The following is a 26,936-nucleotide window of genomic DNA, read 5'->3' as shown; positions in this document are numbered from 1 at the left end:
GAAAATATACTAGTATTTCTTTCAGCAATTGCCGCAATGATCCTGGTCCGCCAACGAACCTTATTTTTTACCTTCCCACATCATTAATCCTTCGATCAATGCAGTGAGCTGGGCAGTTGGCATGCCGGGTGTGAGGTAAGCGTGCGGGCCCATGGGGTCGTCCTGCCAGGTGTTATTCCCGTCTGTAATGACGATTTTCCCACGTTTTAGTCCAAAATAAGGCTGTACACCACGTACGCCGACGAGCACTGCAGTCTGGTCCCAGCTCTGGCGGCCATTGGCATCCTCCTTGCTTTTGGACATGGCCATTTGGTAAGCATCTTTAACGGGGCCTTTTAATCTTTCATTTGCAATCACATGCACACCGGTCCGGATCTCCTGCCCTATTTCAAAACCGCTGAAAATGATTTCCGTGGGCCATTCCGTGAAAACCTTCTGAGAGGCGAGTGAGTCTGCATATACATTGTATTCACGTCCTGCCGGAAATTTACCGGCCATGCTCACAAGGCCGCTTACTTTCTTCTTCACCAGGCCCAGCCCCGACAAGGGAGAATGTGCATCAGGTTTCGAATCAAGCAGATTTGCCAGGTTTGTTAAAAAACCAATAGTGACGATAGTGACGCTCTGATCCGGTTGTTTGGCTAAAATTTTACGATAAACCGTTACCGCATCTTCTGCGTCGGCGGTATTTTTGATCTTGTGCGGATACTTTTCGACCAGCATTTCGGGCCATTTTTGCGTAGCGCCAAAGGCTGGCGCTCCCGCTCCTTTCGGCGCTCCTGTTGGCAGCTCGGGTCGTCCGAAATATGTGTTGATCAGGTCGATCGTAGGCACTACATATTCATTTTTATTGGAAGCGATCACCGCCAAAGGCCTTACTTCCCCCTTGTCTGCCAAGGCATGCATGACCGCCATGGCGCCCACATCGTCATAATCCGGGCCAATGTCCGTATCCAGAATTAATGTTTTGGGGAGCCGGCTTCCTGTTTGAGAATACACGTGGGAACAAGTTAAAAGACAAAATATCAGTATTATTTTATGCATGGCAATCATTAAGAAAAACACTTTTGCGCAAATTTAACCGCTTTAATGCTTCAAAACATGAAAGACCTGCTTTTCCTTTCCACTCACCACTTCCAGTAAATAAGTCCCGGAACCATATTCCGCGCCGGTAAGGTCCATTTTATGCTTTTGGACAAAACCCGTTGCTGCCGATTTTGAGCTTTGGTATATACGGCCGCCGTTGTCATATACATTCACGGTCACCTCCGCACCCGTATTGGCCTGATAAGTGACATAAAACATGCCTGTGGAAGGATTTGGATAAACCTGCCAGGATGGTTTATCATCAAAAAACACAGGTTTAACGCTCGAATACCGGTAACTTTTATCCGTGTCCAACATTTTTAACCGATAATAAAGCACACCCGTTTGCGATGAACGCTTGTCCGTAAATGCATAACCCTGTGTCACGTTCAGACCGCCTCGGGATATCATTTCACCCAATTTCACGAATTGATTCTGGCGGTAGGCGTCATTTCCAGCTGCTACTTCAATCTCGAAATGGTCAAAGTTTTCTTCGGAAGTAGTCTGCCATTCGAGCAAAACCGATTTATCACCATCGGCATCTTTTTTCCTGGCCGAGAAGCTGATCAGCGAAACAGGCAACGCTTCACCGGAACCGATGAAGTTTTTGGCAAGCCAGAATTCAGAGAATGTTTTTACCTTCAACTCAGCATAATAACCTCTGTCATAAGGCACTTTCTTAACATTGGCCGATGGGTGAAAAGTCCATCCGATACCCAAACTGTTATCAATGTTACCATCCTCTTTCGATAGGTCCGTGCTCTTAAATTGCGAAATTCCCAGCTCATAAGCATTGGCCGGCTTGTCACAAGTGTTACAGCCCGTTGCATTTACCAAGGCCAGCGCCTCACTTTCCAGGAAATAAAGCCTTACCACGGCCGAATCGGCCAGATAGGAATTTTGCGGTTTGATTGTAAAATTTTTATCCAGATAATAATTACTGTTAGCCTGTCTGACGCCCGAAGTGTTGACATAAGCCTGCACATCCGTATTGCCGATATTTTGCCCATTGGCATTAACCGACGCCACAAGCTTATTGTTTTTCAGAAAATGCACCCAATTATTGGAGGCAGGAACATTTTGCGTAATGGGTGAACCCGTGCTTGCTTCGTCATAAATCCCATTGGCCTGGTCATAAATATGGATGTCGTCCAAAGCGATGCCTTCCCTGTTATTGAAATTATCGGCACTGAAAACAAAGCGTATCTTCAAACTGGCAAACCCCGTGGGCAACGGAATAGTAGCCACGTGCCATCTTACAAAATCCTGGATGCTCCAGGACCCTTTTCCGGAGTATGTTTTGTTGTACCAACTTGTGCCCTGCCCCTGAATCCCCAGCCTCGTCCATGCGCCGCCATCACCCGAATATTCCAGGTAGGCAATGTCGCACGGCACGGGGTCACAAACTTCCATATCGAGTGCTACGCTGAAACTCAATGTGGGTGCATTCAGCCCGGTAACATTGAAGCAGGGTGATATCAGATAAGATTCTTCCCGGTCGTTGTTTGTGCCTGCAAGATTGGTTTTCCAAATATTCTTCCCGCTGGGAGCGGTATTTATTTGCGTAGAAACGGGCTTTCCGTGCTGCCAGGAGCTGTTTGTTCCTTTGGTATACCAATGGCCGTCATTGCTTTCAAAGTTTTCGAGATAAGGATAAGCGCTGATCACCGGCGCGTTATGGATTTTTACCGTCAGCGTATCATTCAACCGGTAACTATCCGTATCCAAACCAGCCCAAACCTTTATCACATGCCAGCCGTAAGCTGACAAATCCACTTTGTCATTGAATGTATAATCGATTGTCGTCCGCTTGGCCAGCGAAGCAATGGTGTCGGTGATAATGGAACCATCGTTCAGTTGCAGATAAACCGGAATGTTGGTAATGGTCCTCGCTGAGCTGTTGCGAATTTGTGCTATAACAGGTTCAGCATTGCCTAAACCGCAATTTTCGGCTGCCGGCTGCGTCACGGCCAATGTTTGAATGTCATCCCTAACCACATAAAGCATAATGTCATCAAATGAATAACCCGCCCCGGTCATGTAATCGGCGGCGATAATCTTGCCCCACTGGCCCCAGCGGACCTGAAAACTGGATGAGAAATTTTTGTTATTCAAAGCCAACAGTTTGCTGAGCTCGATTCCCTGCGGCATTTTATAGCCGTCCTGAGCAGAATTTTGATTTGCAAACAGGTCATAAGCTTCAATCCAGGGATCGGTGTCTGCTCCACGGATCCAGACGCGGTTGTTGGCATTGGTCTTTTGTCCATGATTTTTGTATTTAAAATTCAACCTTACATCCACATCTTCTACATCAAAAGCGGCCATATTGAATGTTCCGTCCAGATAGCTGATGTTTCCTGCTGAAAAATAACGGTTCGCGTCGAGCGTCAACGCCCTTTGGCCCGAGGCGGCCATGCCGGTGTTCAGAAACGTCCTCAAACGTCCGGCCGTAGTGGAAGAGCTGAAATCATATCTGCCGTCACCGATGAGCCCCGTCTGACTTTTCACCCAGGTCTGAATAGGCAGGTTTTCAATGTCATCCAAAAAAGGCAGAGCGATCTGGTCATTGGGCAGCTGCCTGAAACTTTTGGTAAGGGTGTCGTTGGCTGAAATCAGATCAGGCTGACTGTGGATAAAAACCTGCAAATTATAATCACGCACCTGGCTCATATCAGCGCCGACGCTGAATGTATGGTCATATGTTTTCCCTTTTTCGATAAAAGGCGATATAGTCTGCGGCGGGATGGCTTGCCCATCCAGAACATAACCTACCTCAACAGGCCCGTTGAAGTCCACATCATCCAGGTTTTTGATCCTGATCTTGACAAAAATCGCATTACCAAGCTCCGAAGAGGTGTTTTTTCGGCCGGAACCAGCTGGTGTCAGTATGGATTCAATTTTTAAATCATTGTCGGAAATGGTACCGGCACAGGTCCCGCTGTCCGGCCTTCTCGAAATGGCAAGCCCTCTTCTGCCCGGATGCCCGTTGATGCGCGCCCGGACCGACATGGTATAAGTAGAATCTTTCAACATGCCGCTCAGCACATACTTGTTTTGCGTCGTGGTGCCCACAGGCATCATCTCTTCGCCTTTCAAAAGCATTATTTCATAGTCCGTTGCGCCCGGGACGGCGGCCCAGTCAAGGGAGATGTAACCCTCACATTGCAGGTTGGATAAAGTCAGGGCCGGGATGCCGACAATGGTAAAGGCTTCGCTGCTGCTTTCGCCAACCACATTGTTATTCTTCTTGTGAATGACCTTGATTTTCGCTTGATCCGTGGTCGTCCCGGCCGGGATGGTCCAGGTTGTCTGCCTTATTGCAGCAGCCAGGTTCGCGGCAATATTTGTCCATGAGCCACCATTATTGGTTGAAAACTGAACTGTATAAGTGCTCTGCAGATCCGTAGGAGCATTCCAGCTGATGATCAAGGCATCCCCATCTTTCAATCGTTCATTACCAAGCGGGTAAGTGATGGTGGCTGCGGCAGGAATGAAATCATAAACGACGAAATACTCCTGGGAAGGGTTCTGCGGAACGGCGTGGCCATTGACCGAGATTGTGTAATTCCCCGCAGCAGGATTATTGATGGTAACCTGCTCCACATTATTGATACGGTCCGCGCCGGTCGTGGCTGTCGCATTTACTTTCGACGGCGTAGGATCGAGCAGCCTGGGAAGTGTCGGATTGTTCGATGGATCTAATACTTTCAAATCCAGGTCGTTGACCAGATTCTGTGTGGAGAGCACTGCTGCTGCCGGATCATTATAATACAGCATTACTTTCAACTGCGCCGTTCCTGCCGGAACCTGAATGTTATGCGTTAATGTTTGCTGATGTTCAACCGACCCGCTTACGTAGTTTTTATCTTCCAGCATTTTCACAGACCGTGAAAGATCCATCCAGCCAAAGCCAAACTTATAATCCGGGCCTTCATTTCCTCTGTCAGTTGCGCCATTGCAGATCAGCGCTTTCATCAATGCATTTTTAGGATTGGCGCCGCCGTTGACCTGACGAAACCGCTCGTAAAGCAACGCCAGACCACCCGAAATCGCCGGGCTCGACATACTCGTTCCACTTCCATTGGTATAAAGGTTAGTGGGAATCGTCGACCGGACCGATGAGCCTAATGCCACAATTTCCGGCTTGATGCGCCCGTCACGCACGGGCCCGACGCTTGAATTGCTTGCGATCGCTCCTCCATCGGTCGTATTGCCTACACTGATCACGTTTTTGGCAGTCTGATAACCGCTGATTACATTGCCAAAACCCAGTGGATACGGAGAACAGGTGCCTCCACCGCTGTTACCCGCCGAAAAAACGTGTTGGAGATTGGGCAATTGAAATGCCTGTTCGTCCAGAATGCGTGAATAGAGATCGTAAATGCCATATGTTTCGCAGTTGTTTATCTCGCCACCGTAAGAGTTATTGGTCACAACCATCCCGAAATCATTCACATACTGAGGAGAATAGGCAATGATATTGGAAAAACTTTGTGAAACAATGGTCGCTTTGGGCGCATAACCTGCATAAAGCTCGTTCATAATGCCTGCCCCGGCCATGGTCCCCATGGTATGCATGCCATGCTGCCCGGCTTCAATGGCAGCCCGGTTAATAATGCGGTTATTGAAATCAATGTGCAGCATAGGATTGGCATCATCGCCATGCCCAAGGACAACACCCTTTCCTGTCAGCTTACGTCCATTGGGTAATGTTGAATGCAGCAAACCGGCACGCCCATTTACAAGGCTCCGGTTGTTAAATGCTTTATCCTGCGCTGGTGCGGCTTGCACATACTGGACAAATGGCTGCCCGGCAAGCTCCTTAATGCGGTTATCCGCAATGCGCAATGCAACAACCTGATAATCTTTATATTGATCCGAAATAATCTCAAAACCCTTTGCCTTCAACTGGGTGTTAATTTCCTGGTAAGTAAAAGATCGGGGATAATTAATCCAGACGTCTACCGTGCCCGGCAACTTGACTGCATGAACAGGAAGCTGACCTTTGGCAAGTCCCGGCTGCATTTTTTGTTCAGGAGTTAATTCAAAAATAGCCCGTCCGTGCATCCGGGCCAACGCACTTTTATCCGAATTGCCGGCGACTGTTGCCGTGTAAGCATTGTTCGGAATGTAATCCAGCAACTCAACGCCCTGCTCTTTGAGCTCATCCCGCTCCGCATTGTTCGGGATGGATTCAAACTGGATCACAACGAAAGTACGCGAACCGTCTGCCGCTGTTCTGAGATTGGCACCTTGCTTGCTGGCGCTGATATTTTTTTCGGGAGTGAATGACCCGCTGTTTAAAAGGACCTTAAAATCCTTGCCGTTCTGGGCGGTAACTGATAGGGAGGTTAGTGCGAAAAACGATAGTGTGTGGTAAAGTTTCTTCCATTCCATAACATTTTAATAATAAGTACGACAGGTAATTCTAGTGTAAATATGCTCGATTTACAAATTAATTCTAGCATTGTTTAACTAGTTACCAATACCATAAGTCAACTAATTGATATTTAGATTAATAACTCCTTCAATCGACCCTATTTGAGCGTCTTATTTTTTGTGAATCCTCAGCTCACATTTTGCAGGTAACATTAATTTTGTATTTGCCTGACCACTGGGTTAACTTCGCAATTTATTTTCCACGTTACTTTTGCGTTGCCAGCAGCGCGCACAGACTCTATGAACCTATACGGCCTGATCGGATTTCCCCTGACCCACTCTTTTTCAAAGCGCTATTTCACCGACAAGTTTCTCCGTGAGAAAATCAGGGAAAGCAGCTACGAACTGTTTGAAATGAGCTCACTGGAAGGATTGCCGGCTTTATTAAAAAAGAAGACGGATCTGAAAGGTTTGAATGTGACTATTCCCTTTAAAACAGAGGTAATATCCTATCTGGATGATCTGGACGATGCTTCTGCGGAGCGTATCGGAGCGGTTAATACCATCAAAATATATGCCGACGGCAGCACAAAAGGATTCAATACAGACTATTATGGCTTCCGCCAGTCGCTGGAAGAATGGATGGACAAGCGGGGCGAAAAGTGCAGCAATTTCAGTGCATTGGTGCTAGGAAATGGCGGCGCTGCCAAAGCGGTCCAGGTTGCTTTGCAGGATATGCATATGGATTATAAGCTGGTTTCCCGCCAGAAAAGTGATGACTCCATCATGTATGAGGAATTGACGGAAGAAGTCATGAATTCATTTTTACTGATCATCAATACAACGCCGCTGGGCATGTATCCCAAAATTGAGGAGTGCCCTAATATTCCTTACCAGTTCGTTACCAAAAAGCATTATCTGTACGACCTGGTCTACAATCCTGCGGAAACATTGTTCCTGAAAAAAGGAGCTGAAAAGGGCGCAGCTGTTCAGAATGGCCTGAAAATGCTTGAACTGCAAGCAGAAAAAGCCTGGGAGATCTGGACGCAGGAAGAAAACTTATGGAGTGTTTAAATGCGGGAATAATAGGTCCAGAGATCGTTCTCTACTTTTTCGGACGATGTAAGAATGCCGGTTGCAACAGGGGCTTTTACACCATTACCAATAACCGCCGGTCCCTGGCAACGACGGATCTCGTCCCATAAGCCGGTCTGCAAAAACGCATTGATCACTGCGGCACCGCCTTCAACAAAAACGGACTGGATTTTACGGGCTAACAGGCTTGTGAGCATTTGTCCGATCTCGTCTGCACCCGGGTTAACTTTTAAATAACTGATATTCAAACTGGACGAATAACGCTCTGGCGAATCCGGCAAGCTGCTCTCCTGCAAATAATTAACAACAATGGTCGGCTGTATTTTGCTGAATAAATTCAATGTCTGCGGAAGCTGCAAATGTCTGTCCAGGACAACGCGCACCGGATCACGGCCTTCCCAATTGCGCACATTCAGCCTGGGATTGTCAATTAATGCGGTTTTGTAACCAACCAAAATTGCGTCTTCCTCCGTCCGCCATTGATGCACGCGCATGTTTGAAAGCGTTCCGCTGATCCGCAGCGGCCCGCCCGTTTCCGGTCCCAGAAATCCGTCCGCCGTTTCGGCCCATTTCAGAATTACATAAGGCCTTTTCAGCTCCATAGCAGTGAAAAACCGCTTGTTAAGCGCCAAACCTTCCGACGCCAGCACGCCGATTTCAACCTCAATCCCAGCGTCCAGCATACGCGAAATGCCTCTTCCTGACACCAGTGGGTTGGGATCATTGTTGCAAATGACCACTTTTTTGAGTTGCTTACTAATGATCAGATCCGCGCAGGGAGGCGTCTTGCCCGTATGTGAGCAAGGTTCCAATGTAACATAGGCAGTGGATGCCGGCAGCAAATGCGCATTTCCTTTTAATTCGGCATCCTTAACAGCCCAAACTTCCGCGTGCGGACCGCCATACTGCCGGTGCCAGCCCTCTCCTATGATTTCGCCTTTATGGACGATCACGCACCCCACCATCGGGTTAGGACTTACACTTCCCCGACCGTTGCCGGCAAGCTGCAAAGCCCGTCTCATCCATTGAATATCTGCGTCCATGCGGCAAAAATACAAACCTCCTTTTAAACTCAACTTTCGTGAGTTCCTATTATTTGCTAACTTTCCGACATTGGAATAAAAAACACCAGAAAATGACTTCGGCACGTCAGTTATATCAATATATACTAAAAGGCATTACAGTTTATCCCGAAAAAGAAGCGCAGGCAATCGCTTTTATGTTACTAGAACATTATATGCGGCTTCGCAATATTGATGTACTTGTGGACAGACCGGTTCCTGAAAACACGGCCCAGCCGGATTGGGATACGATTATCGCGCGGTTGAATGACAATGAACCCGTTCAGCATATCATCGGATCCACCGAGTTTTGCGGACTCGAATTCCGCGTTTCATCCTCCGTACTGATCCCGCGCCCCGAAACGGAAGAGCTGGTGAGAATGGTGACCCGCGATTACGCAGAACCGGACAAAAATATTTCTATTCTCGACATTGGAACCGGCAGTGGCTGCATTGCCATTGTGCTTGCACGTTTCCTGCCACACGTTTCGGTACACGCCTGGGATGTTTCGGATGAAGCCCTGGAAGTTGCCCGCGAAAATGCGCGTCAGCTCATTGCCGACGTAACTTTTGCCAAGCAGGATATGCTTAATGTCACGTTCCCGCTCCCCGGCAACATTATCCAGTTTGACTGCCTCGTGAGTAACCCGCCATATGTAACTTACTCAGAGCAGGAACATATGCGCCCGAATGTCCTTCGTTTTGAACCCCACGAAGCATTATTTGTGGAAGACAGCGACCCATTGCTGTTTTACAAAGCCATCGCAGATTTTGGCATACACCATTTAAAACCCGAAGGAAAGTGTTACGTAGAAATCAACGAGCACTTCGGAGCCGGGACTAAGCAGGTTTTTGAGGAAAGAAATTATAAGAACGTTGAGATTCTAAGGGATATCCACGGAAAAGACCGCTTCGTAAGAGCGATCTGGAAGTAAACATCCGCCGGGGGCCAAAGGAAACCGCCAACATATAGACCAATCATCAATGTATATAGAGAAAATAAAGGATGTGCTGAATGAGATGGGCAAGGTGGTTGTGGGGCAGGACAAACTGCTCAACAGGCTCCTGATAGGTCTTTTCACCGGCGGCCATATCCTGCTGGAAGGTGTACCCGGACTAGCGAAAACACTGACGATCAATGTGATGGCAAAAGTGCTGCACCTTGATTTCAAAAGGATCCAGTTTACGCCCGACCTGCTGCCCGCCGATTTGATCGGGACGATGATCTATAAGCCTAAGATTGGGGATTATGAGGTAAAAAAGGGGCCTATTTTTTCAAATATTATTCTTGCCGATGAGGTGAACCGCTCCCCTGCCAAGGTGCAGTCGGCTTTGCTGGAAGCGATGCAGGAAAAACAGGTAACGATCGGGGATGAAACTTACTTGCTTGACCGGCCATTTGTGGTGCTTGCAACGCAGAACCCGGTGGAGCAGGAAGGAACATATCCGCTTCCGGAAGCGCAGATCGACCGTTTTATGATGAAAGTCTACGTCGATTATCTTGAAAAGGACAAAGAACTGGAAGTAATGCGCCGCATGTCGGACATTAACTATGACTACCAGATCAAACCGATCCTGAACAAAGAGGACATTTTCGCAATCCGGAACAATGTCAATAAAGTGAACATTTCGGAAACGCTTGAAAAGTATATTATCGAGCTGGTCTTTGCCACCCGCCGCCCGCTGGATTACGGGCTTCGTGATGAGGCGCGTTACATTCAGTTTGGCGTTTCCCCCCGCGCAACCATTTACCTGAACCGAGCGGCAAAAGCATTAGCATACCTGGAAGGACGCGATTATGTGTTGCCGGAAGACATTAAGGAGCTTGCACCGGACATTATGAACCACCGGATTTTACTCAACTACGAAGCAGAAGCAGACGGCGTGAGAACAATGGCAATCATTGATTCCATTTTGCGGAAGGTGGCGATTGGTTAAGGGACCGGATCATGTCCGTGACCTCCCCACGGATGACATCTTGAAAACCGCTTTAAGCCCAGCCAGGTGCCTTTTACAACGCCATGCTTACTGATTGCCTCGATCATATACTGTGAACAGGTAGGCGTATAACGACAAGAATTTGGCAGGTAAGGAGACAGCACACCCTGGTAAATCCGAACCAGCCCTATGAGTAAAAATTTCATTTCGCTTCTTGTGTCAAAGTAGTATATTTGGCAATTAACATCATAAAAGCATGATTTCGTATATAATATGGAATGTCAGTCCTGAAATTTTCACTATTCCTCAAATTGGTGATTTTGGACCATTTCCTGTACGCTGGTATGGCCTCCTCTTCGCCGCCGGTTTCCTCGTTGGACAACAAGTAATGATCCATGTTTTCAAGAAAGAAGGAAAACCGCTGGAAGATATTGATTCGCTCACATTGTATATGGTGCTGTCCACGGTCATCGGAGCGCGCCTCGGCCATTTCATATTTTATGAGCCGGAAGTTCTTTTCAAAAAACCGCTTGAAGTAATCCTGCCTCCCTATGCAGGTCTGGCGAGCCATGGAGCCATCATCGGGATCATAACAGGTCTCTGGCTTTATTCGCGTTCAAGAACCGCAACCGGGCAAACATTTTTATGGGTTGCCGACAGGATGGTGATCGTTATCGCACTGGCTGGCGCATTCATCCGTTTTGGAAATTTAATGAACTCCGAAATCGTGGGTAAGCCTACCGACGTTCCTTGGAGTTTTGTTTTTGTTCAAAACACCGAGTTCCGTCAGATTCCCCGCCATGCCGCCCAGCTTTATGAGTCCATTTCGTGTTTTATACTCTTCTTTATCCTGCTGTGGATCTGGAACAAATACAAGTCAGCAACGCCGCGTGGCTTAATGGTCGGGATTTTCTTCGTTTGGGTCTTCACCTTACGTTTCCTCTACGAATTCCTGAAAGAAAACCAGGAAGCCTTCGAAGCCAATTATCTGCTGAATATGGGTCAGATTCTGAGTATACCAGCCGTATTACTTGGTTTATATTTTATTTACCAGTCCAGAAAATCAACGCATCAACTGGCCGGATAATTTAATATTGAATCTAAAAACCCGTCAAGATGAAAACATCGTTTATGCTGTCGTTGGTGCTTGCGTCTGCCATGCTTTTGAGCAGCTGCGGAGGGAAGCAGGAAGAGAAAGAAGGGGCTGAGCAGGAAGGAGCTGAGCAGGAGGCTGATAAATCTGCTGTCGATGCATTGGAGGCATTCGCCGATAAAGCAAAAGAAATGGGAAGCCGCGAAGCCGTTGACCCGATTGATTTTCGGAAACTGAAAGAGCTCATGCCTGAAAAAATTGCCGGCATGTCCCGCACCGAAGCCACCGGCGAAAAATCTGGCGCGATGGGTTTCACTGTTTCCACGGCCAGCGCCAAATACAAAGGTGAAGGCGAGGAAAGTCTGAACATTGAAATCGTAGATACAGGAGGCATTGCCGGTGTATCGACCATGGCACTTGCAGGCTGGTCGATGGCGGAAATTGATAAAGAAACGACCACCGGATACGAAAAAACGACAAAAATAGAGGGTTATAAAGCATTTGAAAAATACGACAACGAAGGCAAATCAGGGGAAGTGAATGTGCTGGTAGCCGACCGTTTCGTCGTCAATGTGCAGGGTGACCACATTACGGTGGATCAGCTTAAAAACGCACTGAAAGATCTGGATCTCGCCAAATTAGGCAATTTGAAATAAAAAAAGCAGAAGCAATCACGCTTCTGCTTTTTTTAAGACTGTTTGAAAAGCTTTAATACGCTGTCGCAAAATCCACCTTTTCTCTCAGGATCTGCTTCGCCTTTACCAGCTGGTTTTTCACTGTATTTTTAGAGATCCTCAGAAACTCTGCGATCTCCTGGTAAGATTTCCCTTCTTCAATATTCAGCTTTAAAATTTGCCTTCTTTTCACCGAAAGCGAATCCACAGCCGCTACAACCAGGCTGATCCTTCTTTCTCCTTCTTCCTTTTCATCTTCATCCGCCATTCTGATGGCTTCCATGTAATTCTTACGTAACAGTTCGCTTTTTTCGATCTTCTTGAAATGATCGAAAGCCATATTCCGCAGGCAGGTAAACAGGTAAGAATTGAAGTTATACTCGGGCTTAATGTGATCTCTTTTCACCCAAATTTTAATAAAAACATCCTGAACCATGTTTTCCGCCTCTTCTTCATCTTTCAGCAAAGACGTGGTAAAACGCAAAGCAGGAGCTTTATAGTAATTGTAAAGTTCAGCAAAAGCCTGTTCGTCGCCTTGCGTTACTTTTCTCAGGATATTTTCGTCAGGGTAGGCCACGGTCGTAGAGGTTTATCGAATTATATATAGGGTTAGCACGTACATTCAACAGAGAAAATGTTTCTTTTACAACTTTATTTCTTGATATAGTAACATTGCACCATTATCAAAGATTACATCGTTTCAAAATCGATATAAAATTGACTATCAGGACCTTTTCTAAAATTTCATTGGTCAAAACATTACCAAAGCAATTGCAAATTTTGCTTTTCTTCGATGCGGCAAAGTTTTATGTTGAGCGGCTTATTCGTAATTCTTTCATAAATCTACGCTTAGATTTTGAAATCCAAATCGCAAAATGCGTAAAAATATCTTCAATTTGCGCAATCCAGTTTTATTAATATTTAGTTAAACAAACAGCGATCAGCCGTTATATATACTCATTATCAATCATTTCTTAGCAGAATCTACTATTGAAAACAAATTTTTTCCGCAGGGGCCAACAGAGCCTGTTAACAATTTTATAACATTTCAGGAAAATGCCGTGAGCGCGGATAGCCTGTCATTTGTGATCAGGAGTATTATATTTCAAAAGCCGAATCGTTATCCATGGACCAAAGCCGCATTCAACATATCATCGAAACAATATCCTCAGTGAAAATCGCCGTCTATGGCGACTTCTGCCTCGATTCCTATTGGATTATGGATGAACGCGGATCGGAAGTTTCGATTGAAACCGGCCTGCAGGCCCAGGCTGTTACCAGACATTACTATACGCCGGGCGGCGCTGCCAATGTTGTAGCCAATTTATCCGCATTGAAACCCGCCGGTATCCGGGTGATCGGGACCATAGGAGACGATATGCAGGGAAGGGAATTGAGGTCACAGCTGGAAAATTTGGGAGCCGAAACAACTGCGCTTTTTATCCAGAAGGAACATTTCAATACATATAGTTACCTGAAAAGGATCATTGACGGAAAGGAGGAACCCCGCATTGATTTCGGTGTATATAATGAACGCAGCGACGAAACGGATCAAAAGCTCCTTGCAGCGATCGAACAGGCTTTACAAGAATCGGATGCACTGATTTTCAATCAGCAAGTCACGGGAAGCATTAATAATGAACACTTTATAGATCAGGCTAATGCACTCTTCGCGAGATACAGCGACAACATCGTGATGCTCGATTCCAGGCATTTTAATGATCGTTTTGAAAATACGTATCTCAAATGCAACGACCGGGAAATAGCGTCGTTGAATGGCGAACTTGTAAATCCCGGTGATAATGTTCCAATTACTGAGGTGAAAAAATATGGTCGCGCGGTTTACGAAAAATACAAAAAGCCTGTGTTTGTGACTTGCGGCGAACGCGGAATAATCGCATTTGATCAAACGGGTGCCCGGGAAGTCCATGGAATCCAGCTCAAAAGCAAGCTGGACACGGTTGGCGCAGGCGATACGGCCATAAGCGCCATCACGCTTTGCCTTGCGGCCGGTTTCCCTCCCGTTGAAGCCGCCACATTCGGCAATTTCGCGGCAGCCGTCACGGTTCAGAAATTGTACACCACCGGCACAGCCAATGCCCGGGAAATTCTCTCAGTAAGCCAGGATCCTGATTTTATCTACAATGCTGATCTGGCAGAAAACGAACGAAGTGCCGTGTTTTTACAGGATACGGAGGTTGAATTATGCGAACCGGGCGTGCTGGAAAAGCTGGGTCAGATCCGCTATGCTGTTTTCGATCACGACGGAACGATCAGTTCTCTGCGGCAGGGCTGGGAAGAAATTATGGAACCGGTCATGATGAAGGCCATTCTGGGCGACCATTACGATACAGTCGACGCTAATGCTTTTCATAAGGTTTTGGGCCAGGTAAAAGAGTTCATCCATAAAACGACTGGCATTCAAACGATTTACCAGATGGAAGGTTTGGTGAACCTTGTTCGGGAAGCAGGATATGTGCCTGAGCAGGAGATTCTGGACAAATTCCAGTACAAAGCATTATATAATGATGGCTTGATGGAAATGGTCAACAAGCGGATGGAGAAGTTGGCTGCGGGAGAACTCGGACAGGAAGATTACACCATGAAAGGCGCCGTTGCCTTCTTGCAGGAGCTGAAAGAACGAGGTGTAACCATGTATCTCGCCAGCGGAACAGACGCCGAAGATGTTAAGCATGAAGCTGAAATGCTTGGCTATGCACATCTTTTCGACGGCGGTATTTATGGCGCATTGAAGGATTACACCAAGTTTTCCAAAAAAATGATCATCGAAAAGATCATTAAGGACAACAACCTGAACGGAAATGAACTGGCCGTTTTTGGCGACGGGCCTGACGAAATCCGTGAAGGCAGGCGCGCCGGCGGCATTGCGGTGGGCATTACCAGCAATGAGGTTCAGCGTTTTGGTCACAATCCGGCAAAACGGCCGCGTCTGGTCAAAGCAGGTGCACATTTGCTCATTCCCGATTTTTCCCAATACAAGAAACTCATAACCCTCCTCTTTCAGGAAAATGTAAAATACGCGGACGCATGAGCTGCTACGCGGAAAGATTTTTAAAAAACTGCCTTTTGCTGGTCTCCTTCGTACTGGCTGTTTCCTGTAAAAAGGAGCAGCCTGACAGATCCGCAAATGTCAGTTATCAAGACAAACCTTTTATCCAGGAATTCCATGAAGCATTTCGCGTAGGAAGCGGAAATGCCGAAAACGAGGTAAGGAGCATTGCGGTCGATCAGGAATCTGCGATCTGGATAGCAACAGCAGCCGGCATTTTTCAAAAAAAGAAGGATAGTCGCGACTGGTCCAGCATCATAAGCGGAAGCGACAACGGTCCCGCTTATGACGTAGAATCAGATGCCAAGGGCATAATGTGGCTCGGAACCTGGAACGGACTACTCTCTTATAAAGCGGGGAGACTGGAAAGAGTAAGCGGACCAGAAGGCCCTGTCTCGGCCATTTGTGCAGCAAAAGAAGGCATATACGCATTGGGGCCGAGAGGTTTTTGGCTCAACGAAGGAAAAGGTTTCCATAAAATGGACGGCAACATTTCCAGGTCTGTCCGGGATGTGATTTCAGATCAAAACAAAGGCCTATGGCTTGCTACGGATGTAGGATTGTATCATTGGACAAAAACCGGTTTAACCCATTACTATAAAACCGACGCATTGATCAGCGGTTATGCCAAGGGCCTGGCGCTGGATGGGAACAATAAACTTTGGGTCGGTGGACTGGGTGGTGTAACAATCCGTGGTTTGGATAAAAAAGAAAAAGAACTTAAACCTGAAAATGGCATCCCATCCGTCTACGTTACATCCGTCCGTTATGCGCCTGACAGCTCCATGTGGGTAGGCACGCAGGCAGGCATTGTACGTTTCAGGCCTGGTGGCAGCCATTCGTTATTGTTTTCCAGGCGCTGGTTAATGGATGACCAGGTTAATAAAATCGCATTTGACAAGGAAGGAACGGCATGGATCGCAACGCCAAAGGGTGTGAGCGCGATCCGGAAGAGAACGATGACATTGGCACAAAAAAGTGACTCTTTCTACGATATATTAATGAAAAGGCACATGCGTGCCCCCTGGATTGCCGGTCAGGCACATTTGCGGATTCCCGGCGATACAACTTCGTGGCAGCCCGAAGATGATGATAATGACGGCGAATACACAGGAAATTACCTCGCCATGGAAAGTTTCAGATACGCTGCCACAAAAAGCCCGGAAGCAAAAGCTAATGCTGAGAAGGCATTTGGTTTCCTGAAATTATTGCAGGAAGTGACGGATACGGATGGCTTTTTCGCCAGAACTATCGTCCCATCGGATTGGAAAAACGTGCACGACGCCAACCGGACTTTCACTGAAAGAGAAAAAGCGGATGAACTCGTGAAAGAGCCGCGTTTCAAGCCTGTGGAAGTACGCTGGCACAAATCCAGAGATGGAAAGTGGCTCTGGAAAGGTGATACAAGCAGCGATGAAATGTGCGGACATATGTTTGGCTACTATTTCTACTACACATTGGTGGCGGATCCGAACGAGAAAAAGGTCATAGCAACGCATATTGCAAGGATTGTGGATCATTTAATGAAAAATAACCTGAATCTGACAGACGTCGACGGCACACATACACGCTGGTCCGTCTGGTCACCCGACAAGCTCAACCGGGATCCCGAATGGCTTCCCGACCGCAACCAGAATTCGATGGAGTTGCTCGCTTTCATAAAGCTGGCCTATCACGTAACTGGCAATAAAAAGTATGAAAATGAGTACATAAGGCTCATAAAGGATGAGAAATATCTTGAAAATATGGGAGAAGTCACGAACCAGAACCCTGCCTGGTTCATTTACTTCGACGTGGTTTTGCAAGCTTACCTTTATCCGATCTTGCTCAAATGCGAGAAAGATCCTGAGCGCCTGAATTTTTACAAAGCACATTTGAACAAATGGTTTGAAAAACGAAAAGCAGACCATAACCCGCTCATTAACTTCATATATAGCTATTCGTCAAGCCAGAAAGCAGAGCTGGATAACTCCATCAATTTCCTCGTCGACACGCCACTGGATTTAATCGACTGGCCAATTGACCATAGCAAAAGAGAAGACCTGAAAATTGTAAGAACGCCGGTTCTGGAAGATCAGCAGGTGGATGCATTGCAGCCCGCCAGTATCCGTATGACCGTACGTTGGGATAAAAATCCCTGGACAATGGCTGGTGGCAACCCGCAAGTGGAACGGGAGCCGGTATTTTGGCTGCTACCTTACTGGATGGGCCGTTATATGAACATGATCAAATGATTAGTATGAAAATATTCTTTCCGTTTTTGTTATTGCTGCTGTATGTAACAGCCACTTTTGCTCAGAACAGTGCCGTAAAACAGGAAATGCTCATTTTTCCACAACAAGAACAGCACGTTCATGGGAGCAGCATTGTGAGCTTACCGAACGGCGACTTCCTCGTTGCCTGGTTCCAGGGAAGCGGCGAGCGCACGGCGGACGATGTGCGCATTATGGGTTCAAGATTAAAAAAGGGAGCAAAAAATTGGAGCGAGCCATTCCTGTTCGCCGATACGCCGCACATTCCCGATTGCAACCCGGTTCTATTCCTGAATGCACAGGGTAAGCTGTTTCTGGTTTGGATTGCCGTGCAGGCTAACCTGTGGGAACAGTCTATTTTAAGAACAAAAACGACAACCGATTATAACGGCGACGGCGCACCGAACTGGACCTGGCAGGACAATATTCTGCTAAAACCCGATGACAAATTTGCCGCCGAAGTCGCAAAAAAGTTTAAAGATCTTCCTGCAAATCACGCAGGATGGGCCGGGTACGCACCCAGATACGACGGCATGATCCAGGAGGCTGCAAAAGATCCTGTAAAACGGAGCATTGGCTGGATGACCCGGCTCAAACCATTGTTAATGGAAAACGGAAGAATCGTACTGCCGCTCTACTCCGACGGCTATAACCTTTCCTTAACAGCCATTTCGGAAGATCACGGCGCAACCTGGCGCCCAGGGCTGCCCATTGTAGGCCGCGGCCCCATCCAGCCGGCATTGGGATTGAAAAAGAATGGTAATCTGGTTGCCTTCATGCGCGACAGTGGTGACCCGCCTACACGCGTACATTACAGCGAATCCTCAGACAATGGCGAAAGCTGGACAGCAACGCGAAAAACAGACATCCCTAACACCGCCAGTGTAGAATTTCTGGTTTTGAATGATGGTAAATGGGCTTTTCTGGGAAACGACATCGATGACGGACGTTATGAACTGACCCTCCGGATTTCCGCAGATGAAGGCAAAACCTGGAAACGCGGCTGGATCGAAAACGACAAATCCAAAAAAGGCGGCTACTCCTACCCTTCGCTCATTCAGACTGCCGATGGCCTGTTGCACATGACCTATTCCTACCATCCGGAAAAAGGCAAAAAATCAATCAAATATGTCATCGTAGATCCGAAGTTATTATAGAGATCACGCGGAAGGGGAAAGTCCGCTTCATGCCAACACAAAAAATAATATACTAAACCTATAAATAGTTAATGCTTAAAACCCCCAACCTCCGTTTCCTGTCCCTGATTTTTCTCTTGATGACACTATCCGTCGGCAAGAATTCCGCACAGACCGTCCATCAGGATAAGCCATTCAAACAGGATTACAGCATCAAATTCTACGCTAATGAGGGCATGAATTTGCAGCAGATCATTGCCGACCGGAATGAGAATATGCAGATCCTGGGCAAGGATGGCTTGCTGCATCCCGAAAATGGACAGTTTTTACATCCGGGAAGCATTCGCGCAGATAATTCCTATCGGTTTATGAAGGACAAAAAGATCGCCGCAATCGCAAGCTACCAGGACCAGCATGTATATCTGACCGAATCCGTCATCCTCAGCAACGCCTGGGCCGGAACACTCCTTTCGAAACATACACTGCCCAAAGCCAGCATTTTTGCCGGCGGCAACAACTTTGCATTCCTGATATCGGATGGTAAGTCGATGCAATTGGTTCAGGATTCAAAGAACATCTGGAGTGGAAATCTGCCCGATGACGAGGTTTTGGACATTGTTTTTCAAAGTACAGGAAATCAGTTCTGGATACTGGGAAGGAAGTCGCTTTATAATCTTCCGGTTGGAAATAATGTGTTGACCAAGGCTTTTTCAGGGAACAATTTCACGGCTTTCGACCTCGCTAATAAAGAAAAGAGCATTATAATCGGAACCAGCGATGGCTATCACGTTTTTGATATAACCTCAAAAAAACAAACCGGGACTATCCACAACAAGCTTCCCGTCAATAAGATAACAGCCGTAAAAGAGGTGAATAACCGCATTTGGTTTGGATCAGACGAGGGCGCATTTGCACTCCGGGCTGATAATAAGTTCGATTACTATTATGGTGAGCGCTGGCTGCCGGGCAATAAGGTCGTTGACATTGCAAAAGGGCCTCAAAATTCAGTTTTGATATTGACGAACAAAGGGTTAGGCCAGATTAATTTCAAATCCATGTCGCTTGAGGAAAAAGCTTTGCTGTTTGAAAAACAAGTAAGGCAGCGGCACATCAGAAACGGGTTTAATGCCTCACTGGTTAACATGGACCACGGAAATGTTGCAACGGGTTTTATGGAAGATTCTGATAATGACGGACTTTGGACTTCCATGTATCTGGGCGGCGAAATTTTCCGCTACGCCGTGACAAAAGATCCAGAAGCACTGAAAAATTGCCGGGAATCCCTGGACGCTTTGGAAAGATTGTACTCAGTAACCGGCATTCCCGGCTTTCCGGCGCGCTCTTTTGAGCGATCGGGGCACATTAAGGAGCTGAGCGACAGCGAGCGTTGGCAGCATTCCGATGAAAAAGAATGGGATTGGAAATCGACCACCAGCAGCGATGAAGTGATCGGGCATGTGTTCGCATTCGGCGCTATGGCAGAGCTTGTCGATGATCCGTCTATGAAAAAACGGGCGGTTGCGCTGATCGACACATTGATGTCTCACATTGTTAAAAATAACCTATATCTAATAGATTTTGATGGAAAACCGACCATGTGGGGCAAATGGAACCCTGAATATGTGAATGCTTTTCCAATCAATGTTGGAGACCGGAAACTGAATTCTTCCAATATTGTCTCCATGTTGCAGACGGCTTATCATTTTACAAAAAAAGAAAAATACAAAGCCAAAGCTTTTGAACTCATGAACAAGCATGGCTATTTCGAGAACATGATGCGTTCCATGAAAGTGATCGGACAAGCCCCGGCAGACGCGGATGAGCATAGTAAGCACATGTCCGACGGCTGGAACCATTCTGATGATGAAATGTATTTTGTGGGTTACTGGGGGCTTTATCGCTACGCACTGAATGATACGCTGAAAGCAAGATACAAGCAGCAGATCCTGGATCACTGGCAGGTTGAGCGTCCTGAAAAAGAGGGCGCCTGGAACATTTTCACAGCAATGACCGGAGCAAAAGATTTTGATCTGAAAGAAGCGGTCTGGTATTTACAGGAACATCCGCTCGACCTGATCGACTGGAACATCAAAAACAGCCATCGGAAAGACATTGAGTTGATTGAACCCAACTTCCGCAGGCAAACCACCAGGGAAGTGCTCCCGCCCGACGAGCGCCAGGTTCAGCGCCACAATGCCAATATGTTCAGCCTGGACCGGGAAGGACGAAACGGTGACGGCGAGTATAGCGCGGGGGATATCTGGCTTTTGCCCTACTGGATGGGGCGTTATCTCGGGGTCATCAGCGCACCACAAAAATAGCTTCATGCAATTTCAACGTTATTTTCTAATCACAATAATGCTATTCTCAATGCTGTCTTGCCAAACAGAATCCTATCTGCAGGAGAAACAGGTTACCCAGGATTACGGTTATCATCACGATCTGGACAATAACGACAACTTTTCACCCGATGGGAAATGGCTGGTTTATGACACACGGACAGACAGCGGCGGCATTGCGGAATCAGCTAAGATTGAGAAAGTAAACATTGAAACAGGTGAGAAAAAGGTTTTGTTTGAAATAAAAAACAATCAAATGTGGGGGCCGGGAGCTGGCGCAGTCAGTTATAGCCCGGTCCGGCAAGCCGTTGTTTTTATTCATGGGCTGGCTAATAGCACAAAGGAAAATCCATATCAGCAATGGCGCAGAACAGGCGTGATCATTGAAGACGCAAACCCGAACGTTCCGATTTATATGGACGCCCGGGATGTAACTTTTCCATTCACGCCCGGCGCATTACGCGGCGGCACGCACCGGCACGAATGGAGCGGCGACGGAAAATGGATCGGTTTTACTTATAATGATGCCATCCTGAAAGCCCTTGAAGATGCTACGGGACAAAAGCGAAACCTGCGCACAATTGGCGTTTCCACAAAAATAAAGCCCGTAAACGTCGACAAAAATGAAGAAAACGTCTCCGGTGAGTGGTTCAGCGCATTAGTCGTTCGTGTTGTTCCAAATCCCGAACCAGGAAGCGATCAGATCAGCCATGCAGCAGGTGACAGCTGGGTTGGGAGGAATGGTTATTTGTTAAAAAACGGCGAGAAGCAGCTTGCAAGAGCGTTTATTGGTGTTGTAAAAAATAAAAACGGCCAGGATGTGAGCGAAGTATTTATCGTCGATATCCCCAACGACATTACGCAGCCCGGCGAACTTGGGCCATTGGAAGGAACAAAAGATGATTTCCCGATGCCTCCCAAAGGAGCAAGCCAAACGAGACTGACATTCACTGCTGAAACTCAATTTCCAGGATGCACCGGCATTGTGCGGTCGTCACCGGACGGAACTTCGCTTGCCTATTTGGCAAAAGATAAAAATGGTGTTGAGCAGATCTTCCTGATCTCACCATTGGGCGAGGAGCCGCGTCAGCTTACTGCACACGAATCTAATGTTTCGGGGAACGTAAGATGGCGTCCGGACGGGAAAGCGGTGGGTTACATTCACGAGGGAAGCATTACAATTTGCAAGATTGGCGACGCGCCTTTTCAACAAAGATTCGTAAAAATCACGCAGCCTACCAATCCCGCGGCGTCTAATTTGGTATGGTCTCCCGACGGTAAGACATTAGCATTCAATCGTTTGATACAAAAAGAAGGCAAGCCTGCTTCTCAGCAGATATTTGTCATTGAAGTGAAGATGTAGGGGAAAGCGCAAACAATCGCGTCTGCATATTTATAACTTAATATGCAATTTATCCTATGATTCATACCATGCGCTGGTTCGGGCCTAATGATCCCGTTTCACTGATGGACATACGCCAGGCCGGATGCGCCGGAATTGTCAGCGCGCTGCACCAGATACCCGTAGGCGATGTGTGGTCGCCCGAAGCGATCGCAGAACGAAAATCGCTTATCGAAGCTGGTAATGAACGATTTACGAAGCTTGAATGGCTGGTTGTTGAAAGTCTTCCCGTTCACGAACACATTAAAAAAGGCCTTCCTACCCGGGAACTTTACATTGAAAACTATAAGGAATCATTAAAAAACCTGGCCGCCAGCGGAATCAGGACCGTTTGCTACAACTTCATGCCGGTGCTGGACTGGTCGCGTACGCAGCTGGACTATACAATGCCCGAAGGCCATAAAACCCTTCGCTTCGTTTGGGAAGATTTCGCATTATTTGACCTTTACATTCTTCGCAGGCCCAACGCCTCAGCCAATTACGAGCCCGAAATTCAGCAATCAGCATCGGAAAAATTCGAGCGCATGTCGCCCGAAGAAATTTCTCATCTCACAAACACCGTTTTATTAGGATTACCCGGCTCGGAAGAGGCATTTGATCTTGTAAATTTCCAAAGTCTGCTGGACGCTTATGCGCACATTGGAGATCAGCAGCTGCGCGAAAATCTGTATTATTTCATCAAAGAGGTTGCGCCCCTGGCGCAGGAACTGGGCGTAAATCTCTGCATTCACCCCGATGACCCGCCGAGGTCGTTATTGGGTTTGCCGAGGGTTGTCAGTACAGAAGCTGACCTCGAAGAGCTCATGCAAGCCAGTGATGTGAGGGCTAATGGGATCACATTTTGCACCGGTTCTCTGGGTGTAAGAGCTGATAATAACCTTGTTAAAATCATTGAACGCTTCGGTGACCGCATTCATTTCGTGCATTTGAGAACCACGAAGCGTGAAGATGGCACCCGGAATTTCCACGAAGCACCGCATCTGTACGGCGATGTAGATATGTACGCTGTCATCAAAGCGCTATTAGCCGAAGAGCAAAAACGTAAGGAAGCTGGCTATCAGGACATTGAGCTCCCTATGCGTCCCGATCACGGTTTCCAGATGCTCGATGATCTGCACAAAAGAACATATCCCGGCTATTCCGGCATCGGACGATTGAAAGCATTGGCAGAGCTCCGCGGATTGGAAGTGGGCATTAAGCGTGCTTTTCATTATTAAAATGCCAAATCAAGAACATTAATCACCCACGATTTTTATAGAAATGCCTGAAATTGAAGATTCTAACATAGCCGCTTTAAATGTATTTTCACTCGCCGGAAAACTGGCGCTTATCACGGGCGGCGGAAGCGGCATTGGCTTTTACATTGCCCAAAGCATGGTTCAGGCCGGAGCCAAAGTGGTTATAACCGGTCGGCGCGAAGGTGTTTTGCAAGAAGCGGTCGCCACGCTTGGGCCTAATGTCCATTACTTTACCAATGACGTCACGCAACTCAGCACCATTCCCGCATTGATCGAAAGCATTGAGGCGAAGCACGGCCCGATTGATATTTTGGTCAATAATGCAGGCATTAATATGAAAAAACACGCCATTGAAGTCACAGATGAAGATTTCGACCGTGTTATTCAAACCAATTTACATGCGGTTTTTGCCGTAACAAGAGAAGTGGGCAAGCGAATGATCGTGCGTAAGCAAGGCTCTATCATTATGATCACCTCCATGGCCGCATTATACGGAATTGACCGTGTAGTGGCTTATACAGCTTCCAAATCCGCGGTTGGCGGCATGGTGAAAGCGCTGGCCACCGAATTTTCCCCTTATAATGTAAGGATAAATGCAGTGGCTCCGGGTTTTATAGAAACGCCCATGATGCTCACTGCCATGAACGGCGACCCATCGCGGCGCGACAAAGCGATGGACCGCACGCCCATGGGAACCTGGGGCAAACCCGACGACATCGGCTGGGCCGCAGTATTTCTCGCCTCCCGCGCCGCCAAATTCATCACCGGCGTCTCGTTGCCCGTGGACGGTGGCAATTCGATAGGGTTTTAACATTGAAAGAGCTTTTATACACTATAATCATAAACATTTCCTTAATCCAAGATCCATGAGAAGCACGAGTTTAATGAAATCAACAGGTCTGTTTTTGTTTTTTGTCATCTTTTCAATGGCAGCAAGCAACGCCCAAAAAGTCAAATGGAATAAAGTCAAAGTCCTGGTTTATACTAAAAATGGCAAGGGTTATGTGCATGATAACATTGCGGCTTCGGTGGTGGCGATCCAGGCTCTGGGGAAGCAGCATGGTTTCGGGGTGGATGTGAGCGATGATCCTGCGAAGTTTACGGAAGAGAATCTGAAACAGTATGACGCGCTTATTTTTTCCAATACAAATAATGATGTGTTCGATACGGACGCACAGCGCGTTGCATTGATGCGCTATATCCAGGCGGGCGGCAATTTTGTTGGCCTGCACTCGGCCTCCGGGACTGAGCGGAAGTGGCGCTGGTTCAAGGATATGCTGGGCGGAACATTCTTCTGGCATGAACCCGGACAGAGCTTCACAGTGAACGTTCTGGACTCCAAAAATCCTTCCCTGGCGCACCTACCCGCGAAATGGGAGCGCAAAACGGATGAATTTTATTTTATCAAGGAGCTGGGCGTGAACCTGAACGTGCTGGCAGTAAATGATCATACAACCATTCAAAAACCTGCCGGAAAGGCACTGGACACATTTGGGACCGTTTTCCCATCGGTTTGGTGGCATGAGTACGACGGTGGCCGCGCCTTTTATACTTCGCTTGGGCACCAGAAAGAAGATTATGAGCAGGAAGATTTGAGAAAACATATTCTGGGAGCCATCGAATGGGCCATAGGACCTCAAAAAGCAAGAAATTATAGCAAGGCTTATGCAACAAGCCCCACCGACGAAGTGCGTAAAAAGTAATATCAAAAACATTAATCCTGAATCCAATGAAAAATTTAACAGAAGAAAACGGCCAGGACAGAAGGTCGTTCCTGAAAAGCGCCGCCACTGGAACGGCCGGCATCATTGCCGCTTCCATGTTCCCGACGATCGTCCCGGCAAGTGTTTTTGGCAAATACGCGCCTAGTAACCGCATCAACATCGGCCAGATCGGCATCGGACGCATTGCAACCGGTCATGATTTGCCCGAGATCCTGAAAAATGAGGTGGCTCATGTGATGGCTGTGGCAGATGTGGATAAAAACCGGCTTGCACAGGGCAAACAGTGGATTGAAAAGAAATATGCAGATAAGACCGGCAAAGCGAATTACGTGGATGTGAAAGCATATGACGACTATAAGGAGCTTTTGGCCAATAAAGAAATTGACGCGGTGATCATCAGCACGCCCGATCACTGGCATGCACAGCCTGCGATGGAGGCGGCTGTTGCGGGCAAGCACATTTACATGCAAAAACCTACTTCGCTGACGATCAAGGAAGGCCGTATGATGGCGGACATGATCAAGAAAAAGAAAGTGGTTTTCCAGTTGGGAAGTCAGCAGCGATCCATGAACCCATGGCCGCAATTCAAGAGAACTTGTGAGCTGGTTCGCAATGGCCGCATTGGCAAGCTGAAAAAAGTTTACGTAGGCTTACCGGGTGATCCGGCAGGGGGTAACACAGAAAAGATGCCGGTTCCCTCCAATTTGAACTACGATATGTGGCTGGGCTCAACGCCCGAAGTATACTATACGTTGGACCGCGTGCATTCACAAACAGATATTAATGACCGTCCGGGGTGGCTGCGTTTAGAGCAATTCGGTGCGGGTATGATCACCGGCTGGGGTTCTCACCACATTGACATTGCGCATTGGGGCATGGATACCGAGCTAACCGGCCCGATTGAAATCGATGGAAAAGCCACATTCCCGCCTGCCGGTTCCGGCTTATGGAATGTGCACGGCGACTTCCTGGTGACTGCTAAATATGCCAATGGCGTTGAAATGGAAATCGGCGGCACCAATCCCAACGGGGTCAAATTCGAAGGAACGGACGGCTGGATCTTCGTTTCGCGTGGCAATGTGGGCGTGACGGCTTCCGATCCGGGCGCAGCTGCCGCAGCAAAGGAAAATAAGGCGTTTTATGCAAGTGATCCTAAAATCCTGGGTTCGGTAATCCAGGCGAATGAAATCCACCTCTACGAAAGCCCCGAACAACACCAGAACTGGCTCGAATGCATTCAGAATGGCAAACAAACCGTGAGCCACGCAGAAATTGCACAACGTTCGTGCTCAGCGTGCCTGATCGCGCATACGGCGATGAAGCTGGGTCGTAAACTGAAATGGGACCCGAAAAAAGAAGAATATATTGGTGATAAAGAAGCAAATGCAACATTATCCCGGCCGCAACGAGGACCTTATGGGACCAATTATGTCAAGGGCTGACAATGAC

19 protein-coding genes are annotated in these 26,936 nt (G+C 47.4%); 14 read left to right on the top strand and 5 right to left on the bottom strand.

Annotated elements, in window-relative coordinates:
* Positions 1-60 precede the first annotated feature (60 nt).
* Positions 61-999, bottom strand: a complete 939-nt coding sequence (locus tag LZG74_RS02890) for a nucleoside hydrolase (RefSeq protein ID WP_233795137.1) — start codon at positions 997-999, stop codon at positions 61-63.
* A gap of 87 nt (positions 1,000-1,086) precedes the next feature.
* Positions 1,087-6,483, bottom strand: coding sequence for a S8 family serine peptidase (locus tag LZG74_RS02885; protein WP_233795136.1), 5,397 nt, complete (start codon positions 6,481-6,483; stop codon positions 1,087-1,089).
* Positions 6,484-6,765: 282 nt separating this feature from the next.
* Here LZG74_RS02885 and LZG74_RS02880 point away from each other — a divergent pair, with 282 nt between their 5' ends.
* Positions 6,766-7,539, top strand: a complete 774-nt coding sequence (locus tag LZG74_RS02880; protein ID WP_026631212.1) for a shikimate dehydrogenase — start codon at positions 6,766-6,768, stop codon at positions 7,537-7,539.
* Here the strand turns inward: LZG74_RS02880 and ribD are convergent.
* A complete protein-coding gene (gene ribD / locus LZG74_RS02875) occupies positions 7,536-8,603 on the bottom strand; it encodes a bifunctional diaminohydroxyphosphoribosylaminopyrimidine deaminase/5-amino-6-(5-phosphoribosylamino)uracil reductase RibD (RefSeq protein WP_233795135.1) in 1,068 nt (355 codons plus the stop codon). The genes LZG74_RS02880 and ribD overlap by 4 nt on opposite strands.
* 92 nt (positions 8,604-8,695) lie before the next feature.
* Between ribD and prmC the strand changes: the two genes are divergently transcribed.
* Positions 8,696-9,556, top strand: a complete 861-nt coding sequence (gene prmC / locus LZG74_RS02870; RefSeq protein ID WP_233796323.1) for a peptide chain release factor N(5)-glutamine methyltransferase — start codon at positions 8,696-8,698, stop codon at positions 9,554-9,556.
* A 49-nt stretch (positions 9,557-9,605) separates the two neighbouring features.
* Positions 9,606-10,559, top strand: a complete 954-nt coding sequence (locus tag LZG74_RS02865) for a MoxR family ATPase (protein ID WP_026631209.1) — start codon at positions 9,606-9,608, stop codon at positions 10,557-10,559.
* On the opposite strand, the gene yidD is transcribed toward LZG74_RS02865, so the two are convergent.
* A complete protein-coding gene (gene yidD / locus LZG74_RS02860) occupies positions 10,556-10,765 on the bottom strand; it encodes a membrane protein insertion efficiency factor YidD (RefSeq protein WP_233795134.1) in 210 nt (69 codons plus the stop codon). The genes LZG74_RS02865 and yidD overlap by 4 nt on opposite strands.
* A gap of 50 nt (positions 10,766-10,815) precedes the next feature.
* Here yidD and lgt point away from each other — a divergent pair, with 50 nt between their 5' ends.
* Entirely contained in the window at positions 10,816-11,646 is an 831-nt protein-coding gene (lgt, locus tag LZG74_RS02855) for a prolipoprotein diacylglyceryl transferase (RefSeq protein ID WP_233795133.1), read from the top strand.
* A gap of 29 nt (positions 11,647-11,675) precedes the next feature.
* Entirely contained in the window at positions 11,676-12,308 is a 633-nt protein-coding gene (locus LZG74_RS02850; protein ID WP_233795132.1) for a hypothetical protein, read from the top strand.
* Between the two features lie 52 nt (positions 12,309-12,360).
* Here the strand turns inward: LZG74_RS02850 and LZG74_RS02845 are convergent, their stop codons facing one another.
* Positions 12,361-12,903 (bottom strand): RNA polymerase sigma factor, encoded by a 543-nt coding sequence (locus LZG74_RS02845; protein ID WP_233795131.1) that lies wholly within the window; start codon positions 12,901-12,903, stop codon positions 12,361-12,363.
* A gap of 594 nt (positions 12,904-13,497) precedes the next feature.
* On the opposite strand from LZG74_RS02845, the gene LZG74_RS02840 reads away from it, so the two are divergent.
* From LZG74_RS02840 to LZG74_RS02800, 9 genes are all read left to right on the top strand, one after another.
* Positions 13,498-15,378, top strand: coding sequence for a PfkB family carbohydrate kinase (locus LZG74_RS02840; protein ID WP_233795130.1), 1,881 nt, complete (start codon positions 13,498-13,500; stop codon positions 15,376-15,378).
* A complete protein-coding gene (locus LZG74_RS02835; RefSeq protein ID WP_233795129.1) occupies positions 15,375-17,630 on the top strand; it encodes a regulator in 2,256 nt (751 codons plus the stop codon). The genes LZG74_RS02840 and LZG74_RS02835 overlap by 4 nt, the downstream gene beginning before the upstream one ends.
* 5 nt (positions 17,631-17,635) lie before the next feature.
* Entirely contained in the window at positions 17,636-18,805 is a 1,170-nt protein-coding gene (locus LZG74_RS02830; RefSeq protein ID WP_233795128.1) for an exo-alpha-sialidase, read from the top strand.
* Positions 18,806-18,876: 71 nt separating this feature from the next.
* Positions 18,877-21,105, top strand: a complete 2,229-nt coding sequence (locus LZG74_RS02825; RefSeq protein ID WP_233795127.1) for a hypothetical protein — start codon at positions 18,877-18,879, stop codon at positions 21,103-21,105.
* Between the two features lie 49 nt (positions 21,106-21,154).
* On the top strand, positions 21,155-22,486 hold the full coding sequence (locus tag LZG74_RS02820; protein WP_233795126.1) for a DUF3748 domain-containing protein: 1,332 nt from the start codon (positions 21,155-21,157) through the stop codon (positions 22,484-22,486).
* Positions 22,487-22,542: 56 nt separating this feature from the next.
* Positions 22,543-23,742: a mannonate dehydratase gene (gene uxuA / locus LZG74_RS02815; RefSeq protein WP_233795125.1), complete on the top strand. Its 1,200-nt coding sequence runs from the start codon at positions 22,543-22,545 to the stop codon at positions 23,740-23,742.
* A 43-nt stretch (positions 23,743-23,785) separates the two neighbouring features.
* Positions 23,786-24,574, top strand: a complete 789-nt coding sequence (locus LZG74_RS02810; protein ID WP_233795124.1) for an SDR family NAD(P)-dependent oxidoreductase — start codon at positions 23,786-23,788, stop codon at positions 24,572-24,574.
* A 55-nt stretch (positions 24,575-24,629) separates the two neighbouring features.
* Positions 24,630-25,466, top strand: a complete 837-nt coding sequence (locus tag LZG74_RS02805) for a ThuA domain-containing protein (RefSeq protein ID WP_233795123.1) — start codon at positions 24,630-24,632, stop codon at positions 25,464-25,466.
* Between the two features lie 26 nt (positions 25,467-25,492).
* Positions 25,493-26,929: a Gfo/Idh/MocA family protein gene (locus LZG74_RS02800; protein WP_233795122.1), complete on the top strand. Its 1,437-nt coding sequence runs from the start codon at positions 25,493-25,495 to the stop codon at positions 26,927-26,929.
* Positions 26,930-26,936 lie beyond the last annotated feature (7 nt).

Source organism: Dyadobacter sp. CY327 (assembly GCF_021390415.1).
GTDB classification, from domain to species: Bacteria; Bacteroidota; Bacteroidia; order Cytophagales; family Spirosomataceae; genus Dyadobacter; species Dyadobacter chenhuakuii.
The sequence above is the reverse complement of the archived record's forward strand: the minus strand, read 5'-3'. Positions and strand labels throughout refer to the sequence as shown.

Excerpts from the sequence above, each read along its gene's own strand:
- LZG74_RS02805 (WP_233795123.1), top strand. The coding sequence starts at position 24,630 with ATGAGAAGCACGAGTTTAATGAAATCAACAGGTCTGTTTTTGTTTTTT.
- LZG74_RS02800 (WP_233795122.1), top strand. The coding sequence starts at position 25,493 with ATGAAAAATTTAACAGAAGAAAACGGCCAGGACAGAAGGTCGTTCCTG.
- LZG74_RS02810 (WP_233795124.1), top strand. The coding sequence starts at position 23,786 with ATGCCTGAAATTGAAGATTCTAACATAGCCGCTTTAAATGTATTTTCA.
- LZG74_RS02820 (WP_233795126.1), top strand. The coding sequence starts at position 21,155 with ATGCTGTCTTGCCAAACAGAATCCTATCTGCAGGAGAAACAGGTTACC.
- LZG74_RS02865 (WP_026631209.1), top strand. The coding sequence starts at position 9,606 with ATGTATATAGAGAAAATAAAGGATGTGCTGAATGAGATGGGCAAGGTG.
- uxuA (WP_233795125.1), top strand. The coding sequence starts at position 22,543 with ATGATTCATACCATGCGCTGGTTCGGGCCTAATGATCCCGTTTCACTG.
- prmC (WP_233796323.1), top strand. The coding sequence starts at position 8,696 with ATGACTTCGGCACGTCAGTTATATCAATATATACTAAAAGGCATTACA.
- LZG74_RS02850 (WP_233795132.1), top strand. The coding sequence starts at position 11,676 with ATGAAAACATCGTTTATGCTGTCGTTGGTGCTTGCGTCTGCCATGCTT.
- LZG74_RS02825 (WP_233795127.1), top strand. The coding sequence starts at position 18,877 with ATGCTTAAAACCCCCAACCTCCGTTTCCTGTCCCTGATTTTTCTCTTG.
- ribD (WP_233795135.1), bottom strand. The coding sequence starts at position 8,603 with ATGGACGCAGATATTCAATGGATGAGACGGGCTTTGCAGCTTGCCGGC.
- LZG74_RS02830 (WP_233795128.1), top strand. The coding sequence starts at position 17,636 with ATGAAAATATTCTTTCCGTTTTTGTTATTGCTGCTGTATGTAACAGCC.
- yidD (WP_233795134.1), bottom strand. The coding sequence starts at position 10,765 with ATGAAATTTTTACTCATAGGGCTGGTTCGGATTTACCAGGGTGTGCTG.
- lgt (WP_233795133.1), top strand. The coding sequence starts at position 10,816 with ATGATTTCGTATATAATATGGAATGTCAGTCCTGAAATTTTCACTATT.
- LZG74_RS02880 (WP_026631212.1), top strand. The coding sequence starts at position 6,766 with ATGAACCTATACGGCCTGATCGGATTTCCCCTGACCCACTCTTTTTCA.
- LZG74_RS02835 (WP_233795129.1), top strand. The coding sequence starts at position 15,375 with ATGAGCTGCTACGCGGAAAGATTTTTAAAAAACTGCCTTTTGCTGGTC.
- LZG74_RS02885 (WP_233795136.1), bottom strand. The coding sequence starts at position 6,483 with ATGGAATGGAAGAAACTTTACCACACACTATCGTTTTTCGCACTAACC.